17 protein-coding genes are annotated in these 22,879 nt (G+C 70.8%); 14 read left to right on the forward strand and 3 right to left on the reverse strand.

Features of this window, described 5'->3' with window-relative positions; all coding sequences use genetic code 11:
- Nucleotides 1-233 precede the first annotated feature (233 nt).
- Nucleotides 234-1,445, forward strand: coding sequence for a serine hydrolase domain-containing protein (locus ACZ7GJ_RS11505; RefSeq protein ID WP_470751006.1), 1,212 nt, complete (start codon nucleotides 234-236; stop codon nucleotides 1,443-1,445).
- 18 nt (nucleotides 1,446-1,463) lie between these two features.
- Here the strand turns inward: ACZ7GJ_RS11505 and ACZ7GJ_RS11510 are convergent, their stop codons facing one another.
- A complete protein-coding gene (locus ACZ7GJ_RS11510; protein ID WP_470751007.1) occupies nucleotides 1,464-2,084 on the reverse strand; it encodes a TetR/AcrR family transcriptional regulator in 621 nt (206 codons plus the stop codon).
- Nucleotides 2,085-2,180: 96 nt separating this feature from the next.
- Between ACZ7GJ_RS11510 and ACZ7GJ_RS11515 the strand changes: the two genes are divergently transcribed.
- The 3 genes from ACZ7GJ_RS11515 (at nucleotide 2,181) to ACZ7GJ_RS11525 (ending at nucleotide 3,964) form a co-directional block, all read left to right on the forward strand.
- Complete coding sequence (locus tag ACZ7GJ_RS11515) at nucleotides 2,181-3,224, forward strand: aldo/keto reductase (RefSeq protein WP_470751008.1); 1,044 nt, start codon at nucleotides 2,181-2,183, stop codon at nucleotides 3,222-3,224.
- 56 nt (nucleotides 3,225-3,280) lie between these two features.
- Entirely contained in the window at nucleotides 3,281-3,607 is a 327-nt protein-coding gene (locus ACZ7GJ_RS11520; RefSeq protein ID WP_470751010.1) for a hypothetical protein, read from the forward strand.
- Between the two features lie 126 nt (nucleotides 3,608-3,733).
- Nucleotides 3,734-3,964, forward strand: a complete 231-nt coding sequence (locus tag ACZ7GJ_RS11525; protein WP_470751011.1) for a hypothetical protein — start codon at nucleotides 3,734-3,736, stop codon at nucleotides 3,962-3,964.
- A 123-nt stretch (nucleotides 3,965-4,087) separates the two neighbouring features.
- On the opposite strand, the gene ACZ7GJ_RS11530 is transcribed toward ACZ7GJ_RS11525, so the two are convergent.
- Nucleotides 4,088-6,343, reverse strand: a complete 2,256-nt coding sequence (locus ACZ7GJ_RS11530) for a non-ribosomal peptide synthetase (RefSeq protein ID WP_470751013.1) — start codon at nucleotides 6,341-6,343, stop codon at nucleotides 4,088-4,090.
- A 140-nt stretch (nucleotides 6,344-6,483) separates the two neighbouring features.
- Nucleotides 6,484-6,627, reverse strand: coding sequence for a hypothetical protein (locus ACZ7GJ_RS11535; RefSeq protein ID WP_470751014.1), 144 nt, complete (start codon nucleotides 6,625-6,627; stop codon nucleotides 6,484-6,486).
- Between the two features lie 556 nt (nucleotides 6,628-7,183).
- Between ACZ7GJ_RS11535 and ACZ7GJ_RS11540 the strand changes: the two genes are divergently transcribed.
- The 10 genes from ACZ7GJ_RS11540 to ACZ7GJ_RS11585 all read left to right on the forward strand — a co-directional run bounded on the left by ACZ7GJ_RS11540 (nucleotide 7,184) and on the right by ACZ7GJ_RS11585 (nucleotide 22,848).
- The gene (locus tag ACZ7GJ_RS11540) at nucleotides 7,184-8,311 is read left to right on the forward strand and encodes an ATP-grasp domain-containing protein (protein ID WP_470751015.1); all 1,128 of its coding nucleotides are present in this window, start codon (nucleotides 7,184-7,186) and stop codon (nucleotides 8,309-8,311) included.
- 28 nt (nucleotides 8,312-8,339) lie between these two features.
- Entirely contained in the window at nucleotides 8,340-9,110 is a 771-nt protein-coding gene (locus ACZ7GJ_RS11545) for an NAD-dependent epimerase/dehydratase family protein (protein ID WP_470751016.1), read from the forward strand.
- Nucleotides 9,107-10,048, forward strand: a complete 942-nt coding sequence (locus ACZ7GJ_RS11550) for a Gfo/Idh/MocA family protein (protein WP_470751018.1) — start codon at nucleotides 9,107-9,109, stop codon at nucleotides 10,046-10,048. Before ACZ7GJ_RS11545 ends, ACZ7GJ_RS11550 begins: the two co-directional genes overlap by 4 nt.
- Nucleotides 10,045-11,133, forward strand: a complete 1,089-nt coding sequence (locus ACZ7GJ_RS11555; protein WP_470751019.1) for a DegT/DnrJ/EryC1/StrS family aminotransferase — start codon at nucleotides 10,045-10,047, stop codon at nucleotides 11,131-11,133. Before ACZ7GJ_RS11550 ends, ACZ7GJ_RS11555 begins: the two co-directional genes overlap by 4 nt.
- Before the next feature lie 25 nt (nucleotides 11,134-11,158).
- Nucleotides 11,159-11,815, forward strand: a complete 657-nt coding sequence (locus ACZ7GJ_RS11560; RefSeq protein ID WP_470751020.1) for a DegT/DnrJ/EryC1/StrS family aminotransferase — start codon at nucleotides 11,159-11,161, stop codon at nucleotides 11,813-11,815.
- Nucleotides 11,809-12,642 (forward strand): sugar phosphate isomerase/epimerase family protein, encoded by an 834-nt coding sequence (locus ACZ7GJ_RS11565; protein WP_470751021.1) that lies wholly within the window; start codon nucleotides 11,809-11,811, stop codon nucleotides 12,640-12,642. Before ACZ7GJ_RS11560 ends, ACZ7GJ_RS11565 begins: the two co-directional genes overlap by 7 nt.
- Complete coding sequence (locus tag ACZ7GJ_RS11570) at nucleotides 12,618-13,901, forward strand: M20/M25/M40 family metallo-hydrolase (protein ID WP_470751023.1); 1,284 nt, start codon at nucleotides 12,618-12,620, stop codon at nucleotides 13,899-13,901. The genes ACZ7GJ_RS11565 and ACZ7GJ_RS11570 overlap by 25 nt, the downstream gene beginning before the upstream one ends.
- Nucleotides 13,902-13,956: 55 nt before the next feature.
- Nucleotides 13,957-17,031, forward strand: a complete 3,075-nt coding sequence (locus ACZ7GJ_RS11575) for an amino acid adenylation domain-containing protein (protein WP_470751024.1) — start codon at nucleotides 13,957-13,959, stop codon at nucleotides 17,029-17,031.
- 10 nt (nucleotides 17,032-17,041) lie between these two features.
- On the forward strand, nucleotides 17,042-18,640 hold the full coding sequence (locus tag ACZ7GJ_RS11580) for a condensation domain-containing protein (protein WP_470751026.1): 1,599 nt from the start codon (nucleotides 17,042-17,044) through the stop codon (nucleotides 18,638-18,640).
- 62 nt (nucleotides 18,641-18,702) lie between these two features.
- Nucleotides 18,703-22,848, forward strand: coding sequence for an AMP-binding protein (locus ACZ7GJ_RS11585; RefSeq protein ID WP_470751027.1), 4,146 nt, complete (start codon nucleotides 18,703-18,705; stop codon nucleotides 22,846-22,848).
- The last annotated feature ends 31 nt before the right edge of the window (nucleotides 22,849-22,879 follow it).

Here is a 22,879-nt window from a genome sequence, read left to right on the forward strand (position 1 = left end):
TGAAGCTCCCGTTTCTGCAGGCTGTGACCTTGGACCGCGATTCTGCGCCACGACCGGGGCCTTGCCGCAAGCCCCCCTGTGCGCTATAAGTTGAGAGTGGCAAGGAGTGGTTATTCCTCGTTGCCCTTTCGTCCGCTCCGGACGGACACCCCCTCCCGCATGCGCGATGCGCCACGTACGGCCGGCGTCGGCCACCGAGTGCGCTTCGCTCCGGGCCCGCCCATACTGGCTGCGTGAGGCGTACTCGTACGGTCTTGCTGTGCATCGCCGGCCTGATGGGCGCAGCCCTTCCGGCCGGAACGGCTGCGGGCCCGGCATCGGCAGCGCCGGCGCCGGGGGACTGCGTCAGGTCGCCCGGCCCCGCCCGGGGCGAGGCCCGGGAGGTCCTCGCCATCGCCGAGCAGGCCCAGCGGGAGTTCGGTCTGAACTCGGTGATCCTGCGGGTCTCCTCCGGCGAGCGCGAGGTGCTCACCACGGCTCTCGGGCAATCGATGACGGGCGTCCCGGCCGAGCCGTCGATGCATTTCCGCACGGGATCCGTGGCCATCGTCTACATGGGCGTCGTCCTGCTGCAACTCGTCGAGCAGGGCAGGGCCTCGCTCGACGACCCGGTGTCCCGCTGGCTTCCGGACCTGCCGCACGGCTCGGAGATCACCCTGCGGATGCTCGGCAACTCCACGTCGGGTCTGCACGATTACGTCACGGACCCCGCCTTCCTCGCCGAGCTCAAGGCGGCGCCGTTCCGCCCATGGACACCGGCCGAGGTCATCGGAATTGCGACGGGCAAACCGCTCCTCTACGAGCCCGGGACCAACTGGAGCTACTCGCACGCCAACTTCGCGCTCCTCGGCGCCGCGCTGGAGAAGATCAGCGGCCTCCCGCTGGAGCGGCTGCTCACGGAGCGCGTGATCAAACCGCTCGGGCTCAGCCAGACCACCAACCAGTACACGCCGCAGATCCCGGACCCGGTCCTGCACTCCTTCAGCTCCGAGCGCGGAACCTACGAGGAGTCCACCTTCTGGAACCCCTCGTGGACCACCGCTCCCGGAGCGGTCCTCGTACAGAACATCTGCGACCTGGACCGGTCCGCGCGTGCGATCGGGACCGGTGAGCTGCTGTCCGCGAAGTCCTTCCGGACGCAGCTCGATCCGGGCACCATCGGCCTGGGCCGCGCTACGTCCTCCTGCCCGGCCAGTGTGTGCCTCCTGACCAATACGGCGGCCCACCACTTCGGGCTGGGTGTGATCGTCGTCAACGGATGGATCCTGACGAACCCGTCGTTCTCGGGCTACGCGGCCATACAGGCCTACCTGCCGTCGGAGAAGCTCGCGATCTCCGTCACCGTGACGAAGGGCCCCAAGAGTCCCGAGGGCAACTCGGCCCAGGTCATCGCCGAACGGATCTCCGCGGCCCTCGCGCCCGGACAGGCGCTCAAGATGCGCTGAGGCGACCGGCTCGCGCCGTCAGGCGAACACGCCTGCGCGGGCCGCGGTCGCGGCGGTGGCCGCGGCGCGCTGCGCGGCCGCGGTGTCGAGGGGGGCGTCCGTGGTCAGGAGCCGGTAGTACAGCGGAGCCGAGACGGCGCGGATCACCTCCGCGGCGTCGGTGCCCTCCGGGAGCTCGCCGCGCGCGACGGCCTGGTGGACGCAGGGCGCCCACTCCGCGACGCGCACCTCGTAGAAGCGGTGCAGGGCCTCGGCGGTCCTCCCGTCCGTGGTGGCAGCGGCCAGCACCGCCTTGAAGAGCGCGCCCTGGCGCGGGTCCGCCAGCGTGCGCCGGACCAGTTCGGCATTGGCCCGCAGGTCTTCCAGGAGCGAGCCCGTCTCGACCCGCGGCAGGGACTGTTCCGCCATGTCGCCCAGGAGGTCGGCGACCAGGCCGGCGGCGGTGCCCCAGCGCCGGTACACCGTGGTCTTGCCCACGCCGGAGCGCCGGGCCACCTCGGCCAGGTCCAGCTGGTGGAAACCGTGGTCGGCCAGCAGGTCCCCGGCCGCTTCCAGGACGGCCGCGCGCACGCGGGCGGTACGGCCGCCGGGGCGGACGGTGCCCGGCTCCGAGGTGCTCTCGTCACCCTCAACAGTCATAACGGGACTCCGGTTCCATTAATGGCTCGCGCTTGCTACGGTGGGGCCAGCTTAACGGTTCTGCGGTTCCATTAATGCTCTCTGGAGGGTCTCGTCATGGAATACAGGCAGCTCGGCACGTCCGGTCTCAAGGTCCCCGCCCTGAGCTTCGGTGCCGGCACCTTCGGCGGCCAGGGCCCGCTGTTCGGCGCCTGGGGCACCACGGACGCCCAAGAGGCCCGCCGCCTCGTGGACATCTGCCTGGAGGCGGGCGTCACGATGTTCGACACCGCCGACGTCTACTCGGCCGGGGCCTCGGAGGAAGTGCTCGGCGCGGCGATCAAGGGACGCCGGGACCAGGTGCTCCTGTCGACCAAGACCGGACTGCCGACGGGCGGCGGCCCCGACGACGCGGGCACCTCCCGCGCGCGCCTGATCCGGGCGACCGAGGATGCCCTGCGCCGGCTCGGCACCGACCGCATCGACCTCTTCCAGATGCACGCCTTCGACGCCGCCACCCCCGTCGAAGAGGTGCTCTCCACGCTCGACGAGCTGGTGCGGGCCGGCAAGATCCGCCATGTGGGCGTCTCCAACTTCGCGGGCTGGCAGCTGATGAAGTCCCTTGCCGCATCCGAACGCCACGACTTCCCCCGCTACGTGGCCCACCAGGTCTACTACTCGCTCGTCGGCCGCGACTACGAGTGGGAACTGATGCCGCTCGGCCACGACCAAGGGGTCGGCGCCATGGTCTGGAGCCCCCTCGGCTGGGGCCGGCTCACCGGCAAGCTGCGCCGCGGCCAACCCCTGCCCGCGCAGAGCCGGTTGCACCAGACCGCCGACTACGGCCCGCCGGTGGAGGAAGCGCACCTCTTCGACGTCGTGGACGCCCTCGACGAGGTCGCGCGGGAGACCGGCAGGACGATCCCGCAGGTGGCCATCAACTGGCTGCTGCAGCGGCCCACGGTGTCCTCCGTCATCATCGGCGCGCGTGACGAGGCACAACTGCGGCAGAACATCGGCGCGATCGGCTGGAGCCTGGATCCCGAACAGGTGGCCCGCCTCGACGCCGCGAGCCACCGGCCGGCGCCGTACCCGTACTTCCCCTACGAGCGGCAGGAGGCCTTCGCCCGCCTCAACCCTCCGATGATCCCGGCGCCCTGATCCGGCTGCCCGCGCTGCGGCCGCAGGGCTGGGGTCCATCCCCAGGTCCGGTCGATTTGATCTTGTGGCAGGATCGCGCGACGCTGCGACTGAACGATGTCATTGTCGATCGCCCGGATGCGCTGAAGCTGGAACTGGCCTTCATTCAGGTGGAGGGCTGCCACGCGGCGGGACGTGCCCTGAGGAAGCCCGCAGAATCGGAACGGGGACGAGCCGGGCAAAGCGCGGCGATTTGCCTCGGCACCGCCAATTCCGTTGTTGGGATTGCCCGTTGCTCGGCGGCGCCTGCTGTGCGGGATGCGTGCGGTGATCGCTGGCCGCCTCGTGACATGGCACCAGGCGGCCCCGATCCGCTCACCGCCGTCGAGGGGGCGAAGACCTAAGGTCTCTGTGTGTATGCCATCAAGGTCGTCCTGCAGCCGGAAGAGAGCGCACCGCGCGTTGGGCAGGGGCCCCGTGACGCGGTGGCCTCGTGGCTTCGGTGTGATGCGCAGCCCGGGGTCGAGCACGTGACGCTCGTCCCGGCGCCGCCGTACGTCGTCGCCATGACCTTCGTGATGGCCAGGGACCTGCTGGGCGCGGAGGGCGTGGCCTTGGCGGCCTGGGAGCGCTGGCTCCGCCGGTCCTGGCTGGACGGCTGGCGTCTCGTCTCCTGCGCGGGGGACCTCGACCTCGGGGTCCTTGCCGTGGCCGAGCTGTTCGTCGCCGGTGACGAGGTCGATGACCCCGAGGGTTTCTGAGGCGCTGGGAACCGTTCGTCGCCGATGGCGGGGTCACGGCTCCGTGGGCCTGCGGGGCTCCCGGGGCGTGGCATGGCTGTGTCCCGCACGTCGTCGACGTGCGGGACACAGCCATGTTCCGGATCAGGCTCGCGTCAGCGCCTTCAGGTCTCGCTTGCCGTTGTGGTTCGTCGGGATCCCGTCCACCTCGACCACCTGGCGCGGAACCATGTACGCGGGCAGGTCCGCTGCCAGCGCCTCGCGCAGGCGGGTTTGCGAGTAGTCCGGGCCCGGGACCACGTACGCGACCAGGGAGACGGCGCCGGCCTTGTTCGTCGAGGTGGTGACCGCGCAGTCGACCACTCCGGGGCAGGCTGCCGCGATGTGCTCGATCTCGCCCAGCTCGATGCGGTAGCCGCGGACCTTCACCTGCGTGTCGATCCGGCCGAGGTACTCGATCGTGCCGTCGTCCAGCCAGCGCGCCAGGTCGCCCGTGCGGTACAGGCGGCCCGCGCCCTCGAAGGGGTTCGGGACGAACCGCTCCTCGGTCAGCTCGGGCGCGTTGAGGTATCCCCGGGCCAGGCCGGTTCCGGCGATGCAGAGCTCGCCCGGGGTGCCCACGGGCGCCAACCGGCCTGCTCTCGTACGGATGTAGAGCCGGATGTTGTCGATCGGACGGCCGATCGGGACCGAGCGGGTGGTGTCGATGTCGGCGCAGGCCTGGTAGGTGACGTCCACGGCGGCCTCCGTCGGGCCGTACAGATTGACCAGTTGCGCGAAGGAGCCGAGCCGGCGCGTGAACGCCTCGCTGTGGCTCACCGCGAGTGCCTCGCCGCTCGCGAACACCCTGCGCAGCGAGGAGAGGTCGGGCATGTCGCTCGTGACCGTGGCGTACAGCAGGAAGGCGTGCAGCATCGAGGGAACGAAGTGCATCGTGGTGACCCCGGCATCGGCGATCCGCCGGGAGATCCGCTGCGGGTCCCTCTCGTCGCCGCCGGGCAGGGTGGCGACCGAGGCACCCGCCAGCGACCACCAGAAGATCTCCCACACCGAGACGTCGAAGGTGAAGGGCGTCTTGTGCAGGATGACGTCGTCCGGGCTCAGCGGGTAGGCGCGCTGCATCCACCACAGACGGTTGACGATGGCCCGGTGCTCCACCATGACGCCCTTGGGTCGGCCGGTGGAGCCCGAGGTGTAGATGACGTACGCCAGGTCCTCGGGGCCGCTCACGGCCTCCAGGTCGGTGGGGTCCGCGGTGTCCAGTGCAGGGTCGTCCGCGTGGACCGCCGTGCGGCCCGTCGCGATGTGCGCGGTCTCGCCGGTCACCACGACCACCGAGGTGCCGCTGTGGTCGAGGATGTAGTCGATGCGGTTCGCCGGCAGCGTCGGGTCCACCGGCAGGTAGGCGCCACCCGCCTTGAGTGCTGCGTACACCGCCACGAGCATGCGGGGCGAGCGCGGGACGCAGACGCCGACCACGTCGCCCGCGCCGATCCCCTGGGACCGTAGGGTGCGGGCGAGGCGGTTGGCGGCCGCGTTCAGCTGGGCGTAGGTCGTGCCGTCATCCGCGATGGCCACGGCGTCGGGCGTGATGGCGGCCCGCTCCTCCAGGAAGCCGTGCAGGGTGCGGTCCGCCGGAAAGGCCGCCGACGTCGCGTTGAACTCACCGCTGATCAGGGCACGTTCGTTGTCAGTTGCGGGGATGAGGGCGGCGACGGGTTGCGTCGGGTCCTTGAGCAGCAGGCCGAGGAGCTCGACGAAGGACTCGGCCAGGCGGTGGGCGGTGGCGCCCGAGAACAGCCGCGCATCATAGCGCAGTTCGACCCCGGCGCAGCCGCCCTCCTGCTCAAGGTGCAGGTCGAGCAGGAGCGGGCAGCCGCGGGCGGCGGCGTCCTCCTCGGTGAGGTCGCCGCCGACAGCCAGCATCAGATCGGTGGGGCGGGTCTCTTCCGCGTCCAGGAGCGTGTGCAGCGGTATGTCCAGGTGAGCCGACGCCTCCTCGAGGGCACCGTGGACCGCGCCGAGCAGGTCCTCCCCGGTGAGGCTGTCCATCAGTGCAACGGTCACGGGGACCGCCAGGTCGCCGCCCGTCGCCGCGTCGGGCAGCGGGAGGAATACGGTCACCTCGTCCCGGTCGGTGGCGCGCGCCGCGAGCAGGGCGAGTACCGAGCCGCCGAGCACCCGGGGCAGCAGCGGATCGCCGGAGGTCAGGGACCGGGCGGCGAGGGCCGCGTGGTCCGGGAGCGCCGCGGTGACGGCGGGACGGCCGCCGGCGTGCTCGCGCAAGTGGTCGCGGACCAGTGCCGTGGGCTCGGCCCAGGTGGTCCGGCGTCGCTGCCAGAACGCTGCTTGATCTGGGAAGTCCCGCAGGGCGAGCTGGAGTTCGAGGGCATTGCTCACGAAGCGTCCTAGAAGGAGTGGTCGGTGACCGCGGAAGCCGCGATGGGCTGCTGCGGTTCGGATCGAGACGGGGAAGGCCGCCGGGCCGTGTTCCCGGGGAGCGCAGGCTGGGTCGTTCCGACACGACCCAGCGAACACCGTCAGTCCCAGGCCCAGTTGCCAGGCGGAGCGGGCTCCGTGGCGCCGTCGGCCTGCGTCTGGGCGGAGACCTGGACGGGCGCCTGGGCCGGTGCCTGGGTGACGTAGACCGCCGGAATGGCGAAGAGTGCGGAAAGGAACGTCACTCGAAAGACGTTATTGATGTATCGATTCACTCTCGACCTCGCATGATCGGGCTGTGTGGACCCAATCCTGTTTGCCGCGGGATGCCGCGTCACGCTTTCGGGCTGGCACCTATAGGTCATGGCCTCCAGAGGCCAAACCCCGGTGCCGGGGGTGCCGGGGAGGTAGTCCATCCCCTGCGCCACCGGTGCCGCGGGGGAGCCGGCAGGCAGTGGGCCATGGCCTCTGGAGGCCATGGCCGGGAGGTGCCAGCCCGAAAGCGTGACGCCGCACTTCGCGAAGTCCAGGATTGATGGAGGCGGCCGGTTCGCTCGCCTCGACGCAGTCCGCCGCATTTCCGCACCGCCCGGCCGGGCGAGCTCGAAGGTGCGTCGGTACGTCTGGAATCTCCATTCGGGCCCGGACTGGCCGTAGTCGTTTTCCACTCTCTGGGAGTTCAGCGTGGTAGCTGTTGGCTGTGAAGATCATCGAGCCGTACCAGCACGGAAGGTCCTCCTCATCGGCTGGAGGGTCGCCACCCTGAGTGCGCTGCGCGAACTCGGCGCCAGGGTGTGGTGTGTGGCTACCCCCGACATCCATGCCCGGTTCGGGGACCAGGCCGAAGTCGAGAGCGCCGTTCTGGTCTCCGACTGCACGGATGTGGAAGAGATCCTGTGCGCTCTTCAGCGAGAGGGCCTCAGCCCCTCCGATTTCGACACCGTCTGTAGCCAGCAGGAGTTCTCCCTCGTCGCCACGGCGCTCCTCGGTGCGGAATCGAGCCCGATAAAGCCGTCGACGGCTGTTCTGCTGCGGGACAAGTACCTGCAGAAGAATCGGATAGCGGAGGCAGGTATTCCAGTCGCGGGCTGTCGCATTCATTCCGACCTCGTGTCGCTGGACAGCGTGCGGGCCCAGTGCCCGGTGGTCATCAAGCCCATTCTGGGCGCCTCGTGTGCGAACACCTACGTGGCACGGGACGAGCAGGAATTCGACCACGCGATCGACGAGTTCCGCACCTCCGGATTCAGCGGGCCGTTCTTGGTGGAGGAGTTCGTCAGGGGTGCCGAACACCACGTCGACGGAATCGTCCGCGACGGCGAACTGCTCTTCCTCGGCATCAGCCGGTACCTCCAGAACGTCATCGAGCTCCGCTCCGGCGTCGTGTCCGGCAGCATCGCCCTGCGCCCCGCGCAGTACACGTCCCTGTACGAGAAGGTCCGCTCGCTGGCGCGCGCCTCGCTGGCTGCTCTCGGCCACCGGGACGGGGTCTTCCACATGGAGGTCTTCGTACACGGCGACGAAGTGACCTTCAGCGAGTGCGCCGGACGCGTCGGCGGCGGTCCCATCGACCAGTTGGTCTCCGCACACTTCGGCGTCGACCTCCACCTGGAGTGGGCGAAGACGATGTTCGGAGGCTCGGGCCTCGTCACCGCCGCGCCCTCCGACGAGGTGCACGGCTACGCCCTGCTGATGGCCGCGGGCGCCGGCACCGTACGCGCCATCCCCGACCGCGCGGAGATCCTCGCGCAGGACGGGGTGGTCTCGGGCCGCCCCATGGTGGGCGCCGGCCACCGGGTCGATGCGCCGACCGCCGCGTCCGACGTGCACATCGGCGAGGTCGTGGTGCGTGGCGCCACAGAGGACGACGTCGTCAAGAGGCTTCACGAGATCAACGAGTGGTTCCGCTCCCAGGTCGTCCTGGGCTGAGCCGACCGACAAGCGGGTGAGGAAAGCTATGGATCAACCGGTACTCATCACCGGGGCGGCCGGGAACATGGGCCGGATGCTGCGACAGGGCCTGCGGCAGCCGCTGCGGCTCACGGACAGCGCTCCGGACGAGGGCTGCGAGCAGGCGTCCGTCACCGACCTGGACGCGATGCGGGCCGTGATGCGCGGCGCGAGCGCCGTCGTCCACCTCGCGGGCATCACCGACGAGGACAGCTGGGAGCGGATCGTCGACGTCAACATCGACGGGACGCGTACGGTCCTGGAAGCCGCGCGCCTGGAGGGCGTCCAGCAGGTCGTACTGGCGTCGAGCAACCATGCCGCGGGGTTCCAGGAGCGGGGTGCGGGTGAACTGCCGGGCGACATCGCCGCGCGGCCGGACACCTACTACGGGTTCAGCAAGGCGGCTCTGGAGTCGCTCGGCGCCCTCTACCACGACCGGTTCGGCATGAACGTGGTCTGCCTGCGCGTCGGGACCTGCTATGACAAACCGTTCGACGTCCGGTCCCTGTCCACCTGGCTCTCCCCGGCGGACTGCGTGCGGCTGGTCGAGGCGTCGCTGCGGGCCGAGGGCTTCCACGTCGTGTGGGGCGTCTCCGACAACACCCGACGCTGGTGGTCGCTCGACGAGGGCAGGCAGATCGGATACGTACCGCAGGACGACGCGGAGGTGTTCGCCGAGGAGATGCTGGCGAAGGCTTCCGGGGACCTGTCGGCCGACCTCGGTCAGCGCTACGTGGGGGGCTTCTTCTGCGCACTGCCCCTCGGCGAGCGCCCATGAGGACCGTCCTCGTCGGCTACGGGCACGCGGCGCGGAACCTGCACCGGACGGCCATCGAGGAATCCGCCCTCAGGCACGCGGTAGACGAGATCGTAGCGGTCGACCCCCGTGGCCCCGAGACTCCTGACCTGCCGGTCTACGCGACCCTCCAGGACCTCCCCAGGACCACCTCGTCCGACGTCTTCCACGTGACCGTCCCGCCCGCCGACCATGCGGCCGTGGTCGAGGAGATCCTCGAACTGGGCGGCAAGCGGATCATCGTCGAGAAGCCCCTGACGACGGACGGCAACACCGCACGCCGGATGGCGAAGGCGTGCGCGGGTGCGGGCGCCTCGCTCTACCCGGTGGGTATCTGGAACTTCTCGTCGGGCGTGGACCGTCTGCGCCACGACCTGACCGTGGCCGGGAAGCCCCTGCACTACGAGTTCGAGCAGTCCAAGGACCGCGTGGGGCGGACCTTGTCGAACACGAGCCACAGCAGCGCCTTCGAAGTGGAGCTGCCGCACCAGGTGCTCGCCGCGATCTGGATGTTCGGCGAGATAGAGGACGTCGTCCACGCCTCGTCACGGCCGTTGCGGGCCGGCGACCGCGAACTGCCCCATGCCGGCGGCGCGCACGTGGTCGTCAGACACCGCAGCGGCGTGATGGGAACCCTCGTCGGCCACCTCGACAAGGAACTGCGGACCAGGCGCCTGCGCGTCGCCTGTTCCCGCGGCGACCTGCGGGTCGACCTCCCGCGCTCCAAGGAAGACAGGTCGAGCTTTTACCAGGACAGCACGGGGCGGATCCACGAGATCCCGGACCGCCCCCTCACCGAGTGCCTGGTCTCCGCCTACACGGCGGGGCCGGCGGAAGGTCAGGCCAGATTCAACGTGGACATGCACGTGCATTGCATAGACGTACTGGAAGCCGCACGGCGCCGGGCGGGTGCGCCGTGACGAACGTACCGTTCTTCAGGAACTCGACGACCTGGCGGCAGGTGCGCGAGACCGTCGAGACCAACATCGCCCGGAGCGTCGACAAGGGCCTCCCCGTCGACGGCGTCCTGGTGCGCGAGGTCGAACAGGAGCTGGCCCGGCGGCTCGGCTGCGCCGGGGTCCGTATGACCGCCAGCGGTTCGGACGCGCTCCTCGTACTGCTCCGACAGCAGGGCGTCGGCCCCGGCGACGAGGTGATCGTCCCGGCGTACACCTTCTTCGCCTCGGTCGCCGCGGTGATCCACGTGGGCGCCCGCCCCGTCATCGTCGACATCCGGCCGGACTCCTACACGGTGTCCGCGGAGGCGGTCGAGAAGGCGGTCACCGAGCGTACCAAGGCCGTCCTCGCCGTCCACCTGTTCACGACCATGGCGGACATGGAGCGCCTCGCCGCCCTCTGCGAGGACCGCGGTCTGCTCCTCATCGAGGACAGCGCGCAGGGCATCGGCATGAGCCGGGCCGGGCGCGTGGCGGGCACGGCCGCGCGCGGCGGAGTGCTCTCGTTCTTCCCCAGCAAGACCATCGGCGCGCTCGGCGACGCCGGGGCGGTCATCGCCACGGATCCGGACCAACTCGCCGAGTTCGACACGATTCTGGGGCGCCGCGACGGATCGGCGAGCGTGTACGGGTGCGACGAGATCCAGGCGGCAGTCGTCCAGGCCTGCCTGCCGCTCCTCGACGGCTTCAAGGACAGGCGCCGGGAGCTGTTCGCGTACTACGACGGGCGCCTGCGCGGCATCGAGGGCGTACGGCAACTGCCGCGGCTGTCGCCCGAGGACGTCGGCTACGTCTACGTCGGAGAGTTCGACCGCCGCGACGGGCTTCAGGCCCACCTGAAGGCCCGTGGCATCACGACGGAGATCTTCTACCCGCTGCCGCTGTCCCGGCAGGGCTGCCTGGCGGACGTGGCGGACTGCGCGCAGCCCGTGCCGGTCGCCGAGGCCGCGTCCACCCGTGTACTGGCCCTCCCGCTGTATTCGGATCTCTTGGAAGAGGAGGCAGCACATGTCTGCGACAGCATCGTCGACTTCTACCGCGGGGCGTGACCTGGCCCGAACGGTCGTCGCGTACATGGACGCCGCGGTGCGCGACGAGTCGTTCATCGTCGGCCCGCACGTGCGTGCGCTGGAGGAGTACGTCAGCGGGGTCACGGGCAAGAGCGCGGTCTGTGTGAGCAGCGGCCCGGTGGGCCTGATGCTGGTGCGCCGTGCCGGGCTCGCGGGAGCGCCGCTGACCGTGACCCCGGACGCCGGTGCCGCGGTGCGGGCCCTCGTCGAGGGCGAGGACCGCCTGGTCCAGCAGGCGAGCGCGCTGTGGACCGAGGAGAGTCCGACTCAAGAGGCAATTCTTGTACGGGACTTGGCGGTGAACGCGGAGGTTCCTCAGGGACCCGGCACGGCCGGCACCGTCGAGGTCGTGGACATCCGGGAGTTCACCTCGCTCGTACGTCTCGAGTGGGCCGCCCAGCGGGTCGCCGCGGCGGACGCGGTGGTCGTCCACACGGCGCACGACTACGCATACGGCGCCGGTGACTTCGGCATCGTCGCCTGCTCGGAACGGACCGCCCAGAGGTTGCGCGTCCTGCGCAACCACGGGCGCGACGGCCTGGGTACCTATCTGCACGCCCAGGTCGGCTTCAACAACCGGATGGACGAGGTACAGGCCCGGCTGCTGCTCGGCCGGATCGCCGCCGAGGGCGACGAAGGCGCGAAGGGCACGGCGTGCTGAACGAAGGCTGGCGCGACCGGCTCTCCGTCATCGGCGACGAGTGCGGCTTCACCTGGGAGCAGCAGATCGCCAACACCAAGGCCCTGGGCCTGAAGAGCATTGAGCTCCGCTCGGTCGCAGGCCGCTCCCTGGGCGCGCACGCGTGGCCCGAGGTCGAGGCCATGGCCCGCTCCCTGAAGGACGCCGGGCTCTCGGTCGTCGCCCTGGACAGCCCGGTCGGCGCCGGGAGCATCGCCGCCACCACGCTGGAGGAGGACCTGGCGACGGCCGAGCGGTGGCTGGAGCTGGCCTGCCTGCTCGGTGCGCCGTCGGTGCGCGTGATGTCGTACGGGCAGGCGGACCTGACCGAGGAGGCGTGGCACGCCGAGTCGGTGTACCGGCTGCTCGCCCTGCGGGACCTGGCCAAGAGCTACGACCGCCGCTTCCTGCACGAGAACTGTGTCGGCTGGGGCGGCCGGGACGCGGCTTCGGCGGGACTGCTCATGCGGGAAGCCGGTGACGAGCACCTCGCCTTCCTCATGGATACCGGCAACGGCGTCTGGTACGGCTACGACTCCGTCGAGATGGCCGAGGCGGTCCTCCCGTACGTGAGGCACGCGCACATCAAGGACGCGCGACTGCGCGAGGGCGAGCCCGTGCCCTGCCTGCCCGGCGAGGGAAGGGGCCGCGTCGAGGAAACGCTCGCGGTCGTCCTGAGCGAATACCCCGAAATGACGCTGAGCCTGGAACCGCACCTCTTGGTGCAGCCGCACCTGGGAATTCAGTGCGAGGACGGCGAAGCGCTGTACAAGAGCGTCGCCGCATGCATAGAAAGTCTGGCCACGTGATGATGGACAACGACGCGATCGAGTTCCTTCTGCGGTTTCTCGACACCGCCAGCGTGAGCCCTCTGGAGGGTGGAGACCCGGCCGAGACGCGGCGCGCGCAGGAGATGTTCGCGGAATTCACCCGGGACCGGGGATTCGATGTTTCCTGGGAGACCGCCGACGTGACGGCGCTGCTCGCGGACCCGCATACCCCGGTGCTGGTGCGGGAGCATGCGGGGGCCGAGGGGTGGCTGAGCGACCAGCCGGTCGTCGCCGCGAGCATCGGTGACGCCGACGCCGAGAAGACGGTCGTCATCAATTTCCACGTGGACACGGTGTCCCCACACCTTCCCGTCGAATACCGGGACGGCGTCATTCACGCGCGGGGCGCGGTCGACGACAAAGGCCCTGGAATTGCCGTGGTCTGCGGTGTAGCGTACGCATACCGACAGAATCCGGAACTCGCCCGAAAAGTCCGTACGGTCATTCTCTCCGTACCGGGCGAAGAGGGCGGAGCGATGGGGTGCTACGGCACCAAGCCGGCGCTGGCGAAGCGGGACAAGGCCACGCTGCTGGTGTTCGCCGAGCCGACCGGCCTGCTCGTCCACGACACGTCTTTCGCGACGATGACGCTCGAAGTCACGATGGACGCGCCGGACAGCACGGACGACTTCCCGTACGAGAACGCCAACGCCACGCTCGTCCTCGCCGCCGCTGCGACGGACCTCGCTTCAGGTCTGAAGGACCTGGTGGAGAACCGGGACATCAAGTGCTGTGTCGCCGGACTGCACACCGGCCTTCAGCACAACCGCGTGTACGGAAGCGGGCGCCTGCTCGTCAACTTCGCCTACTGCGACACGCATTACGCCGAGGTGGTCCACGAACGGGTCCAGGCGATCCTCGCCGCATCCGTGGAGCGGGTGAAGGCGGAGTACGGACCGAGCCGGTTCGCACGTGAGTGGGCGGGCGGTCTCGGTGACGTACTGCACTGGCGGTGGCTGAAGCAGGGCCTGCCGTCGCTGCGCAACCGGTCGCCGAAGCACGAGGCACTGCTCGCCGAGTGCGGCCTGGATCGGCTCGCGGGCGACCAGCTCGACGAGGCCTTCACCAGCGACGCGATCTGGGGCCAGGACGCGGCCGACTACACGGTCGTCTGCGGCCCTGGCGGCTTGGACAGCCACGGCGCCCACACCGACGGCGAGTACGTGGCCGTCAGCGAACTCGACGTGTACGCACGGCGGATCGCCCTCCTGGTCGCCAAGGTCGCCGACACCGACTGACCGGGCCCGCGGCCCGTCCAACGAACCGACACGTAGCCCGGAATGAGGTTGAGTCATGAGCGAGACTGCCGCACTGCTGCGGGATCTCGTCGAACAGCGCGCGCGCACGAGCCCCGACGTGCTCGCGGTGGGCCGGAACGACGCCCACTGGCTGACGCTCGGGCAGTTGGACCGGGCGGCGGGCCGGCTCGCCGGCGAACTGGCCGCGCAGGGCGTCGGACCCGGCGACGTGGTGGGGCTGCTGGTGCCCCGCTCGGCCGAGTTCGTCGTCGCTGCCTTCGCCGCGTGGAAGGCCGGGGCCGCGTACACCCCGGTCGACCCCACCGCGCCGGAACACCACCGGGCCTTCGTCCTGGACAACAGCGACGTCAAAGCGGTGGTCACCGCCGACGAGGCGGCCGGGCGTGCGACGGGACGGCCGTGGTGCCTCGTCGGCGATGCGCGGCAGCGGGCGGACGGCGCCGGGGAAGGAGCGGCGGACGGCGACGCCTTCGTCTCGGTGCCGCTGGCCCCCGAAGACCCGGCCTGGGTGCTGTACACATCGGGGTCGACGGGGCGGCCGAAGGGCGTGGTCGGCTCGCACGGCGCGACCCTCAACCGGTGCACCTGGATGTGGGAGGCCCAGCCGTTCGGCAATCGCGACGTCTCGGTGCAGAACACGGCGCCGTCGGTCGTCGACTCCCTCTGGGAGGTGTGGGGTTCGCTCGCGAAGGGCGTACCCGTGGTCCTGCCGCCCGCCCACGCCTCGCTCGACCTGGACCTCCTCGTCCAACTTCTGGCCGAGCACCGGGTCACCCGGATCTGCTTGGTGCCGTCGCTGCTGCGGGCGCTGCTGACCACCTTCGCGGACCTGGGCGCCCGCCTGCCCGCCCTGGAGATCTGGACGTGCAGCGGGGAGACCCTCGACCGTGACCTCGCGCACCTGTTCCACGCGGCCCTGCCCGGACGGACGCTGCTGAACCAGTACGGGCTGACCGAGTCCTGCGCCGACGTGACGACGTACGACACCCGGGAGCTGCTCGACGACGAGAACGCAGCGGGCGAGGCGCGCGTTCCGATCGGGCGCCCCATTCGCGGCACCCGAGTCCTCGTCGTCGACGAGGACCTGAAGCCCGTGCCCGACGGGGTGAGCGGTGAACTCCTGCTGGCCGGGCCGTCCTTGGCCAATGGGTACGCGAACGCGCCCGAGCTCACGGCCGACCGCTTCCTGCCCGGCCATCCGGCCACGGGCACCACCGTCTTCCGCACCGGGGACCTCGTGCGTGTCGCCCCCGACGGCACCTTGCACCACCTGGGCCGACGCGACCGCCAGGTCAAGATCCGGGGATTCCGCGTCGAACCCGAGGGCGTGGAGGCCGTGCTCAAGGAGTGCGCCGGGGTGCGGGACGCCGCCGTGCGGGTGTGGGTGCGCGGAGGCGAGAGCGAGCTGGCCGCGTACGTGGTGCCCGAAGCGCCCGGCACGCCGCCCCATGCCGGTGAGCTGCGCACCCGGATGCTGCGAGACCTGCCCTCGCACGCCTTGCCGTCGACGTTCACTGTTCTGCCGGAGTTCCCTCGCACCGCCAGCGGGAAGACCGACCACCGGCTGCTGCCCGAGCCCGGCGAGCACGGCGTGCGGTCCGGTGGGGTGGCTCCGCGCGACGGGGTCGAGGAGCGGGTCGAGGGGATCTGGCGCGAGGTCCTGCGGGAGCGCGACTTCGGCGTTCTGGACGACTTCTACGAACTCGGCGGCCATTCCCTTGCGTTGATGCGAGTGATCGCCCGGGTGAACGCCGCATACGGGGTGCGGCTGCGGCGCGGTGACTTCGCACGGGCCGTCACCATTGAGTCGCTGGCGCGCGCGGTGGGCCGGGCGGCGGCCGAGCCGGAGGCCGCGGAGCAGGGGCCGGCAGCTGCCGACGGCGTCGGTATCGACCTGGCATCCGAGACTCAGGCGGCCATGTGGCTGCACGAGAAGTGCACCTCCGCCCCAGGGCTCTACAACATCCAGCTGGCCTTCCGGATCCGGGGCGCGCTGGACATCGGACGCCTGGCCCGCGCGCTCGACGAAGTGGTCCGGGAACACCGTGCCCTGCGGGTCGGGTTCGAGCACAAGCGCGGTGCGCTGCGGCTCACCGAGAGCGGGCCCGCCGCCCGGTCCGTGAAGGTCGATGTCATCGGGACGAGCGAGGAGCTCGTCCAGCGCCACCTCGGAGACGAGGGCGCCCGGCCCTTCGACCTGGCGAGCGGACCGCTGCTGCGGGCCCTGCTCCTCGACGTCGGCGACACCGGTCACGTACTGAGCCTCACGGTCCACCACACCGTCTGCGACGGGCAGTCCCTGCGCCCCCTGCTTGCCTCGCTGAGCACGGCGTACGCGACCCGCTCGCAGGCTACCGCGCCCCGTGGCGCTGCGGGCCGGACCCGGGTGGCGGCGCCGGAGCCCGCTACGCACGCCACTCCCTCACAGCAGTACCCGCCCGCCCAACTGCCCACGGACCGCCCGCGGCTCAAGCGGGCGGACGGCCACGGTGCCACGCTCCGGGTCGCCGTACCGGACGATCTGGCCGCACGTGCCAGGGGACGGGCGCGGCGCCTGAGGACGACCCCGTTCACGCTGTGCTGCGCCGCTTTCGCGGACGTCGTCGCCTCCTGGACGGGCCAGCGAAGGTTCGCCGTGTCCATCCCCGTCGCCAACCGGGGCGACGAAGTGCCCGACGACGTCATGGGCTGCTTCATGCGGACGGTCCCGCTGCACGTAGAGGTGGCACAGGGGGCTTCCGTGCCGGAGTTGCTCGACGGGATCCGGGGGGCGTTGGAGCGGGCGTACGCGGCGCCGAGCGTCACGCGCGTCGAGGTCGCCGGACGGCCCCCGCAGCTGATGCTCGCCTACGACGAGGCGCACGGCACCGCGTTCTCCCTGCGGGGCACGGACGTCACGCCCGTGCACGTCGAGAGCCGGGTCTCCAAGCTCGACCTGACGCTCTATCTGGACGAGTCGGACGACGGCTACGACTGCCGGATCGAATACGCCACGGCTCTCTTCGAGGAGAGCACGATGCGCCGGTTCGGCCGGGAATTCCTGGCGGCCCTGACCCGCATGTGCGGTGAGGAAAGCGCCGCCGTTCACAACACCACGAACGAATCCTAGGGTGGGAACAGTGGATCAGATCGAAAAGGTCATACGCGATGGCTGGGCCACGATGCTCGGCTGCGAAGTGGACGACGACACCAACTTCTTCGAGGCGGGCGGGGATTCCATCTCGGCCATTCTCCTGGTGTCCCAGATCAATGCGGCGCTCGGTATTTCGCTCGCTCCGCACATGCTGTTCGAGGCCGAGGACTTCGGGGCCTTCCGGGAGCTGGTCCAGGCCGAGCACGGCGATCCGGAGCGGGAGCGCGAACACGCTCCCGCGGCGCGGACCGGCAGCGGAGTGACCGTCACCTCCCGACTCCAGGAGCGCTGGTTCGGCCTGGCGAAGGAGCAATTGGGCAACGTAGACCTGTTCTTCGAGGTGACCGGCGAGCTCGACCACGGACTCTTCGAGGCTGCGCTGACGGAGCTGAGCCGCCGCCACGCCGTGCTCCGCAGCGTGTACGAGCCGGGGAGCCCGCCCCTGCAGCGGAGCCTGACCGACTGGCGCCCCCCGACGCGTACGCAGGACCTGCAGGGCCTGAGCGAGGCCGAGGTGCGCGCCGCGGTCCACGCCGCCGTCGAGCGGTCGATGCGGTTCTTCGACCTCGAGTCCGAGGTGCCCTTCGAGCTGGAACTGCTCACGCTGTCGCCGACCGAGCATCTGATCATCGGCCACCTGCACCACATAGCCACCGACGGATGGTCGATCTCGCTCCTGTTCGAGGACCTGGAGCGCGTCTACCACGCGCTGGAGCAGGGCGTGGACCCCGCGACACTGGAGCCCGCTCCCCAGTACGAGGCGTTCGCCACCCAGCAGCGCGAGTACGTCGCGGGCGGCGCGATCGAGGAAGCGCGGGACCACTGGCGCTCCGTCTTCCGCGGCGCCGGTGCCCCGACGGGGCTCCCGGCGACCCTGCCGCCGAGCTCGCCGGCCGGGACCGGCGACTCCAGCCGGTACGTGAACCTGCTGCTCGCCCCCGGGCAGGCCGACGCGGTGCGCACTTACGCGCAGGGCCAGCGCGTCACCGTCTACAACGTCCTGCTCACCGCGTTCGCCCAGTTCCTTTCCGAGGTCACCGGGAGCGACGACCTGCTGATCGGCACGTCGACCGCAGGCCGTCAGGGCGGCGAGGACGACAAGTGCCTGGGCGTTTTCATCAGCCCGATGCCGCTGCGCCTCTCACTCGTCGACGCCGGTACCGCGCAGGGGCTGCACGCGCTGGTCAGCGAGCGGATGCGGGACCTCGCGAAGCACCGGATGTACCCCTTTGCGGACCTGATCGAATCGGTGGAGCCGTTCGCGGGCAAGCAGCTCGCCGAGGTCTTCTCGATCCACTTCATCTACCAGAACCAGCCGCAGCCGAGCGCCGCGCACGGCAGGCGCTACCACCAGATCGACTTCCAGGACGCCGGCCTGGAGCGTCCGCACGGCCTGCCCATGCCGCGCAGCCGGGTCCTGCGCGAGCTGGAGGTGGTCGCCTTCGACCGGCTGGACGGATCGCTCTCGCTCAACTTCGCCTTCGACCCCGGCCGGTTCAACGAGGCCGAGGTGACGGGCTGGCTCCAGTCGTACGGAGCAAAGGTGGCTGAACTCATCCAGAAACTGCCGACAACGCGCGGGTGACCTCTCGGCATTGGTCATGTGCTGGAAAGGAAAGGAAGCCCGTGTATCGATTTCTCGGGGAAATGCTCGAAGAGAACGTGCGCGAGTCGGGCGGGCGGATCGCCCTTTCGGACGCGTACAGATCGTGGAAATACTCCTCCCTCGGTTCCTTTGTCGGCCACCTGGTCGAGGAGTTCAAGAACATGGGCGTCGCGCCCGGCGAGCCGGTGGCGGTCGCGGGTCCGCGCGACGCCCGGCTGATGGCTCTGCTGTACGGCGTGCTCGGCTGCGGCAACCCGGTCCTCGTCGTCAGCCCGGACTGGAGCGAGAGCGACCGTGAGCGCAGACTGCGGACGGTCGGCGCGCGGGTGGTCCTGTCGACGCGGGCCGCCGCCGACGCACACTTCGTCGACGTGGACGACGTCATGGACCGCGCCGAGGACGGCGCGAGCGTCTGGGGCTGGCAGCCGGAGGCCGACGACGTCGCGTACTTCTCCTTCACCTCCGGGTCTTCCGGTGAGCCGAAGGCCGTGGCGGTGGCACAGCGCAACGCCGCCCACTACGCCGCCTCGCTGGCCGAGCGCCTGGGATTCGCTGCCGCCGCGCCGCCCTCCTTCGCGCACATGACGACCCTTGCGGCCGACCTCGGTCACACGTCGTGGATGCTCGCTCTGGCGACCGGGGGCCGCGTCCATGTCGTCTCGGACGCCGCGGCTCGCGACCCGTACGCGCTGTGGCGTGAATTGACGGAGCACCGGGTCACCTGCCTGAAGACCACGCCCTCCCACCTCGCGGCCCTGCTGCCCGGACGTCCGGAGCAATCGCCCGCGCTGGACACCGTGATCATCGGCGGTGAGCTGCTGTCCCGGGAGTTCGCGGCCGGCTTGCTGGAGGGCGGGGTCGCATCCCGGATCGTCAACCACTACGGCCCGACCGAGACCACGGTCGGCACGGCCTGCTTCGTCGCGACCCGTGCCGCCGACCTCCCCGTGGGAGAGCCGTCCGTCCCCATCGGCACTGCGATCGGCGAGAACTCTCTCGGCCTGGACCACGGTGCGGAACCCGACAACCGGGTGGACCGCCCGGTCGGCGAGCTGGTCGTGGGCGGTCCCGGGGTCACCCTGGGCTACGTCGGCGTCCGGCCGGACGCCGCGAGCCGCTTCGGCTCCACCCCGGACGGCCCCGTCTACCGCACCGGCGACCGCTGCCGCAGGCTCCCCGACGGCAACCTCGTCTTCCTCGGCAGGGCGGACCGCCAGACCAAGGTGAACGGCTACCGCGTGGATCTCGCGGAGGTCGAGGAGGTCCTCGCGGACTGCCCCGGTGTCGTCCGCGCCGCCGTGATCGGCCGGATCGTGGACGGTCAGACGCGCCTGGTCGCAGTGGTCACCCTGGAAGCCGGCGAGGCCGGCGCGCTCGCCGAGGCGACGCTCGCCGCACTGCCGGAGCACATGGCGCGCAAGCTGCCCCGGTACGCGATCCCCACGCCCATCGTCGCCTTCCCCCAGTTCCCGGTCGACGCCAACGGCAAGCGGGACAACCGCAGGCTCCAGGCGATGGTCGAGGAGTGGCTGGAGGCCGGGTCGGCGCGACCGTACGAGAGCGGAGGCGCCAGTCAACTGGCCTGCGAAATAGCAGAGTTCTGGGGTGCGAGCCTGGGCTTGAGGAACGTCGGGCCCGACTCCGACATCGTCACCCTGGGCGGGGACTCCCTGCTCGCCATGCGCACGGTCGTCTTCCTGAAGGAGCGCGGCCACGACGTCGTCGTCACCGACGTGTACGACCACCCCAGCGCGGCCCGTCTCGCCGAGGCCGCCGCCCGGAGGGAGAGCGCGGCGGACCGTGCACCGGCCGAGGCTGCGGCGCCCGGCAGGCGCGGCACGCTGGGCCCCGCCCAGCGCTGGTTCTTCGACGCGGTGCCGGGCGGCACGGCGCACTGGAACCAGGCGATGCTGCTCGCTTGCGAGCCCGCCCTGGACATCACCTCGCTCAGCGCGGCCCTCGCGGCCGTACTCGACCGCCACGAGGCACTGCGCGGCTCGGTCAGTGCGACGGGCGCCCTCGACGCCCTCTACCCGGTGACCGGTACGCTCGCCGTGACCTGGTCGTCGGTCCAGGAGGGGCCGTTGGCGGCGGAAGCGATCGCGCGTACGAGCGCAGAGCTGAACCGCTCCCTGGACCTGGCCTCGGGCCGTCTCCTGCGCTGTCACGTCTTCCGCGGCGGTCCGGGCGTACCGGACCGGCTGCTGCTCGTATGCCACCACCTGGTGGTCGACACCATCTCCTGGCGCATCGTCATGGACGACCTGCTGAGGGCGTACGAGGCCGCCGTCGAAGGCGCCGACACCGCCCTCGCACCGTCGCCGTCCTACTACGACTGGGCCGCCGCCGTTCCGGAGGCCGAGGAGCGCGCACCGTGCGGGACGGCCGAGGACGTGTCGCAATCCCACGGTGCGACGTACACGTGGACCGCCGCACCGGAGGTGACCCGGACCCTGCTGGCGCGGTTCGGCCACGGCCTGCGTCTGGAGGCCCTGACCATCGCATCGATCGCGCGGGCGCTGCAGAGCGCCACCGGCTCGGACCGCACCCGCGTCACCGTCGAGACCCACGGCCGGGACCAGGGCGAGCACACCAGTGCCTACCTGGACACCGTCGGTTGGTTCACCGCGGTCAAGCCGCTCTTGGTGACCGCGCTCGGCGACGACGTCGCTCGCAACGTCGCCGAGGTCGAGGAACACGTGGCGAACGCCCCCGTCGAGCGCTTGGACCTGGCGGAGCCGGGGGCCGCGATCGCGGTCAACTACCTGGGCCGATTCCGCCCGCCCCGGGGCAGGAACGCCACCTGGACGTTCGCGCCGGAGTACTGCGGCCCGGCACGCGCCGAGCGGCACGACCCGATGTACCCCATGGTGCTGACGGCCCGGCTGGTCGACGACGCGTTCGTGGTGGACCTCGTGTGCACCGAGCGGGAGCACGCCCGGGGAACGGCCCGGCAGGCCTTCGACCGCTTCGTGGCCGAAGTCCAGCGCGCTGCCGAGACCGAGGAGTGCGCGCCGCCAGTCGAAGAGCTGCGCCGGACCACGTCCGGCCTGCCCGCCTACGCGGGCGGTCTGCCGCCCGAGGACCGGGCGCGCGCCCTCGTCACGGAGGCGCCGCGGGTCCTGCTCACCGGCGCGACCGGCTTCCTCGGCGCGCACGTACTGGACCAGCTGGTGGCGCAGGGCGCCCATGTCCTGTGCCTGGTGCGCAGCGCAGCCGGGCGCAGTGCGGGCGAGCGGCTCGTGGCGTCGGACCGGGTCCGGGTCGTCGAGGGCGACCTGACCGACGGGGACCTGCTGCGCGAGCTGTCGGCCCGGGGCGTCATGGACGGGCTGACCTCGGTCGTCAACGCTGCCGCCGACGTACGCCTGGTGGCGCCGCCGGAGGAACTGGCGAAGGTGAACGTCGGCGGGGTGCGCAACCTCGTCGACCTGATCCGCGCGGACCACCCGGGCATCCCGCTCCACCACGTCTCGACGCTGGCCGTCGCGGGTTTCCACGACAGCGCCGTACGGCGCTTCGCCGAGGCCGACTTCGACCTCGGGCAGAAGTTCATGTCCCCGTACGAGGCTTCCAAGTTCGAGGCGGAGAAGCTGCTCCGAGCCGCGAGCGACAGCGGTGTGCGGTGCTCCGTCTACCGCACGAACCACGTCGCCGCCCACAGCCTGACCGGGGCCTTCCAGCCCAACATCGGCGACAACCGCGTCTACCAGACGCTGAAGGGCTACGTCCTGACGGGATGCGCCCCGCGCAGCCCCCGGACCTCCTTCGGCTTCTCCAACGTGGACACGGTGGCGGCGGGGATCTGCCGGATCGCGCTCGCCGCTGAAGTGCCATCCGACGTGCACCACGTCGAGACGCCGCACTCCGTCGCGCACGACGAAGTCGTGGGCTGGATGCGGGGGTTCGGCTACCCGGTGCGGCTCGCGGAGCGCGGCGAGTTCATCCACGCGCTCGGCCGGCTCGAAAGCGCCGACGCCCGAAGCGCGGAGATGAGCCGGGCCTGGGAGCACCGGCCCGAGCGCAACGTCGCCTTCGACAACGCACGGACCGTGGCCCTGCTGCGCCGTCTCGACGTGGAGTTCGCCCCGCCGACGCAGGCCTGGCTGCACAGGGCCCTGGAGTGGGCCGCTCGGACCGGGTTCCTGCCGGCCCCGGCGGCGGCCGCGCGGCGCATGGCCTCGTAACCACTGTCCCCACCCATCTACGCTCGTGGAG

This window comes from Streptomyces sp. NPDC037242 (assembly GCF_055604165.1).

Excerpts from the sequence above, each read along its gene's own strand:
- ACZ7GJ_RS11570 (WP_470751023.1), top strand. The coding sequence starts at position 12,618 with ATGCATAGAAAGTCTGGCCACGTGATGATGGACAACGACGCGATCGAG.
- ACZ7GJ_RS11560 (WP_470751020.1), top strand. The coding sequence starts at position 11,159 with ATGGACGCCGCGGTGCGCGACGAGTCGTTCATCGTCGGCCCGCACGTG.
- ACZ7GJ_RS11575 (WP_470751024.1), top strand. The coding sequence starts at position 13,957 with ATGAGCGAGACTGCCGCACTGCTGCGGGATCTCGTCGAACAGCGCGCG.
- ACZ7GJ_RS11510 (WP_470751007.1), bottom strand. The coding sequence starts at position 2,084 with ATGACTGTTGAGGGTGACGAGAGCACCTCGGAGCCGGGCACCGTCCGC.
- ACZ7GJ_RS11585 (WP_470751027.1), top strand. The coding sequence starts at position 18,703 with ATGCTCGAAGAGAACGTGCGCGAGTCGGGCGGGCGGATCGCCCTTTCG.
- ACZ7GJ_RS11515 (WP_470751008.1), top strand. The coding sequence starts at position 2,181 with ATGGAATACAGGCAGCTCGGCACGTCCGGTCTCAAGGTCCCCGCCCTG.
- ACZ7GJ_RS11550 (WP_470751018.1), top strand. The coding sequence starts at position 9,107 with ATGAGGACCGTCCTCGTCGGCTACGGGCACGCGGCGCGGAACCTGCAC.
- ACZ7GJ_RS11545 (WP_470751016.1), top strand. The coding sequence starts at position 8,340 with ATGGATCAACCGGTACTCATCACCGGGGCGGCCGGGAACATGGGCCGG.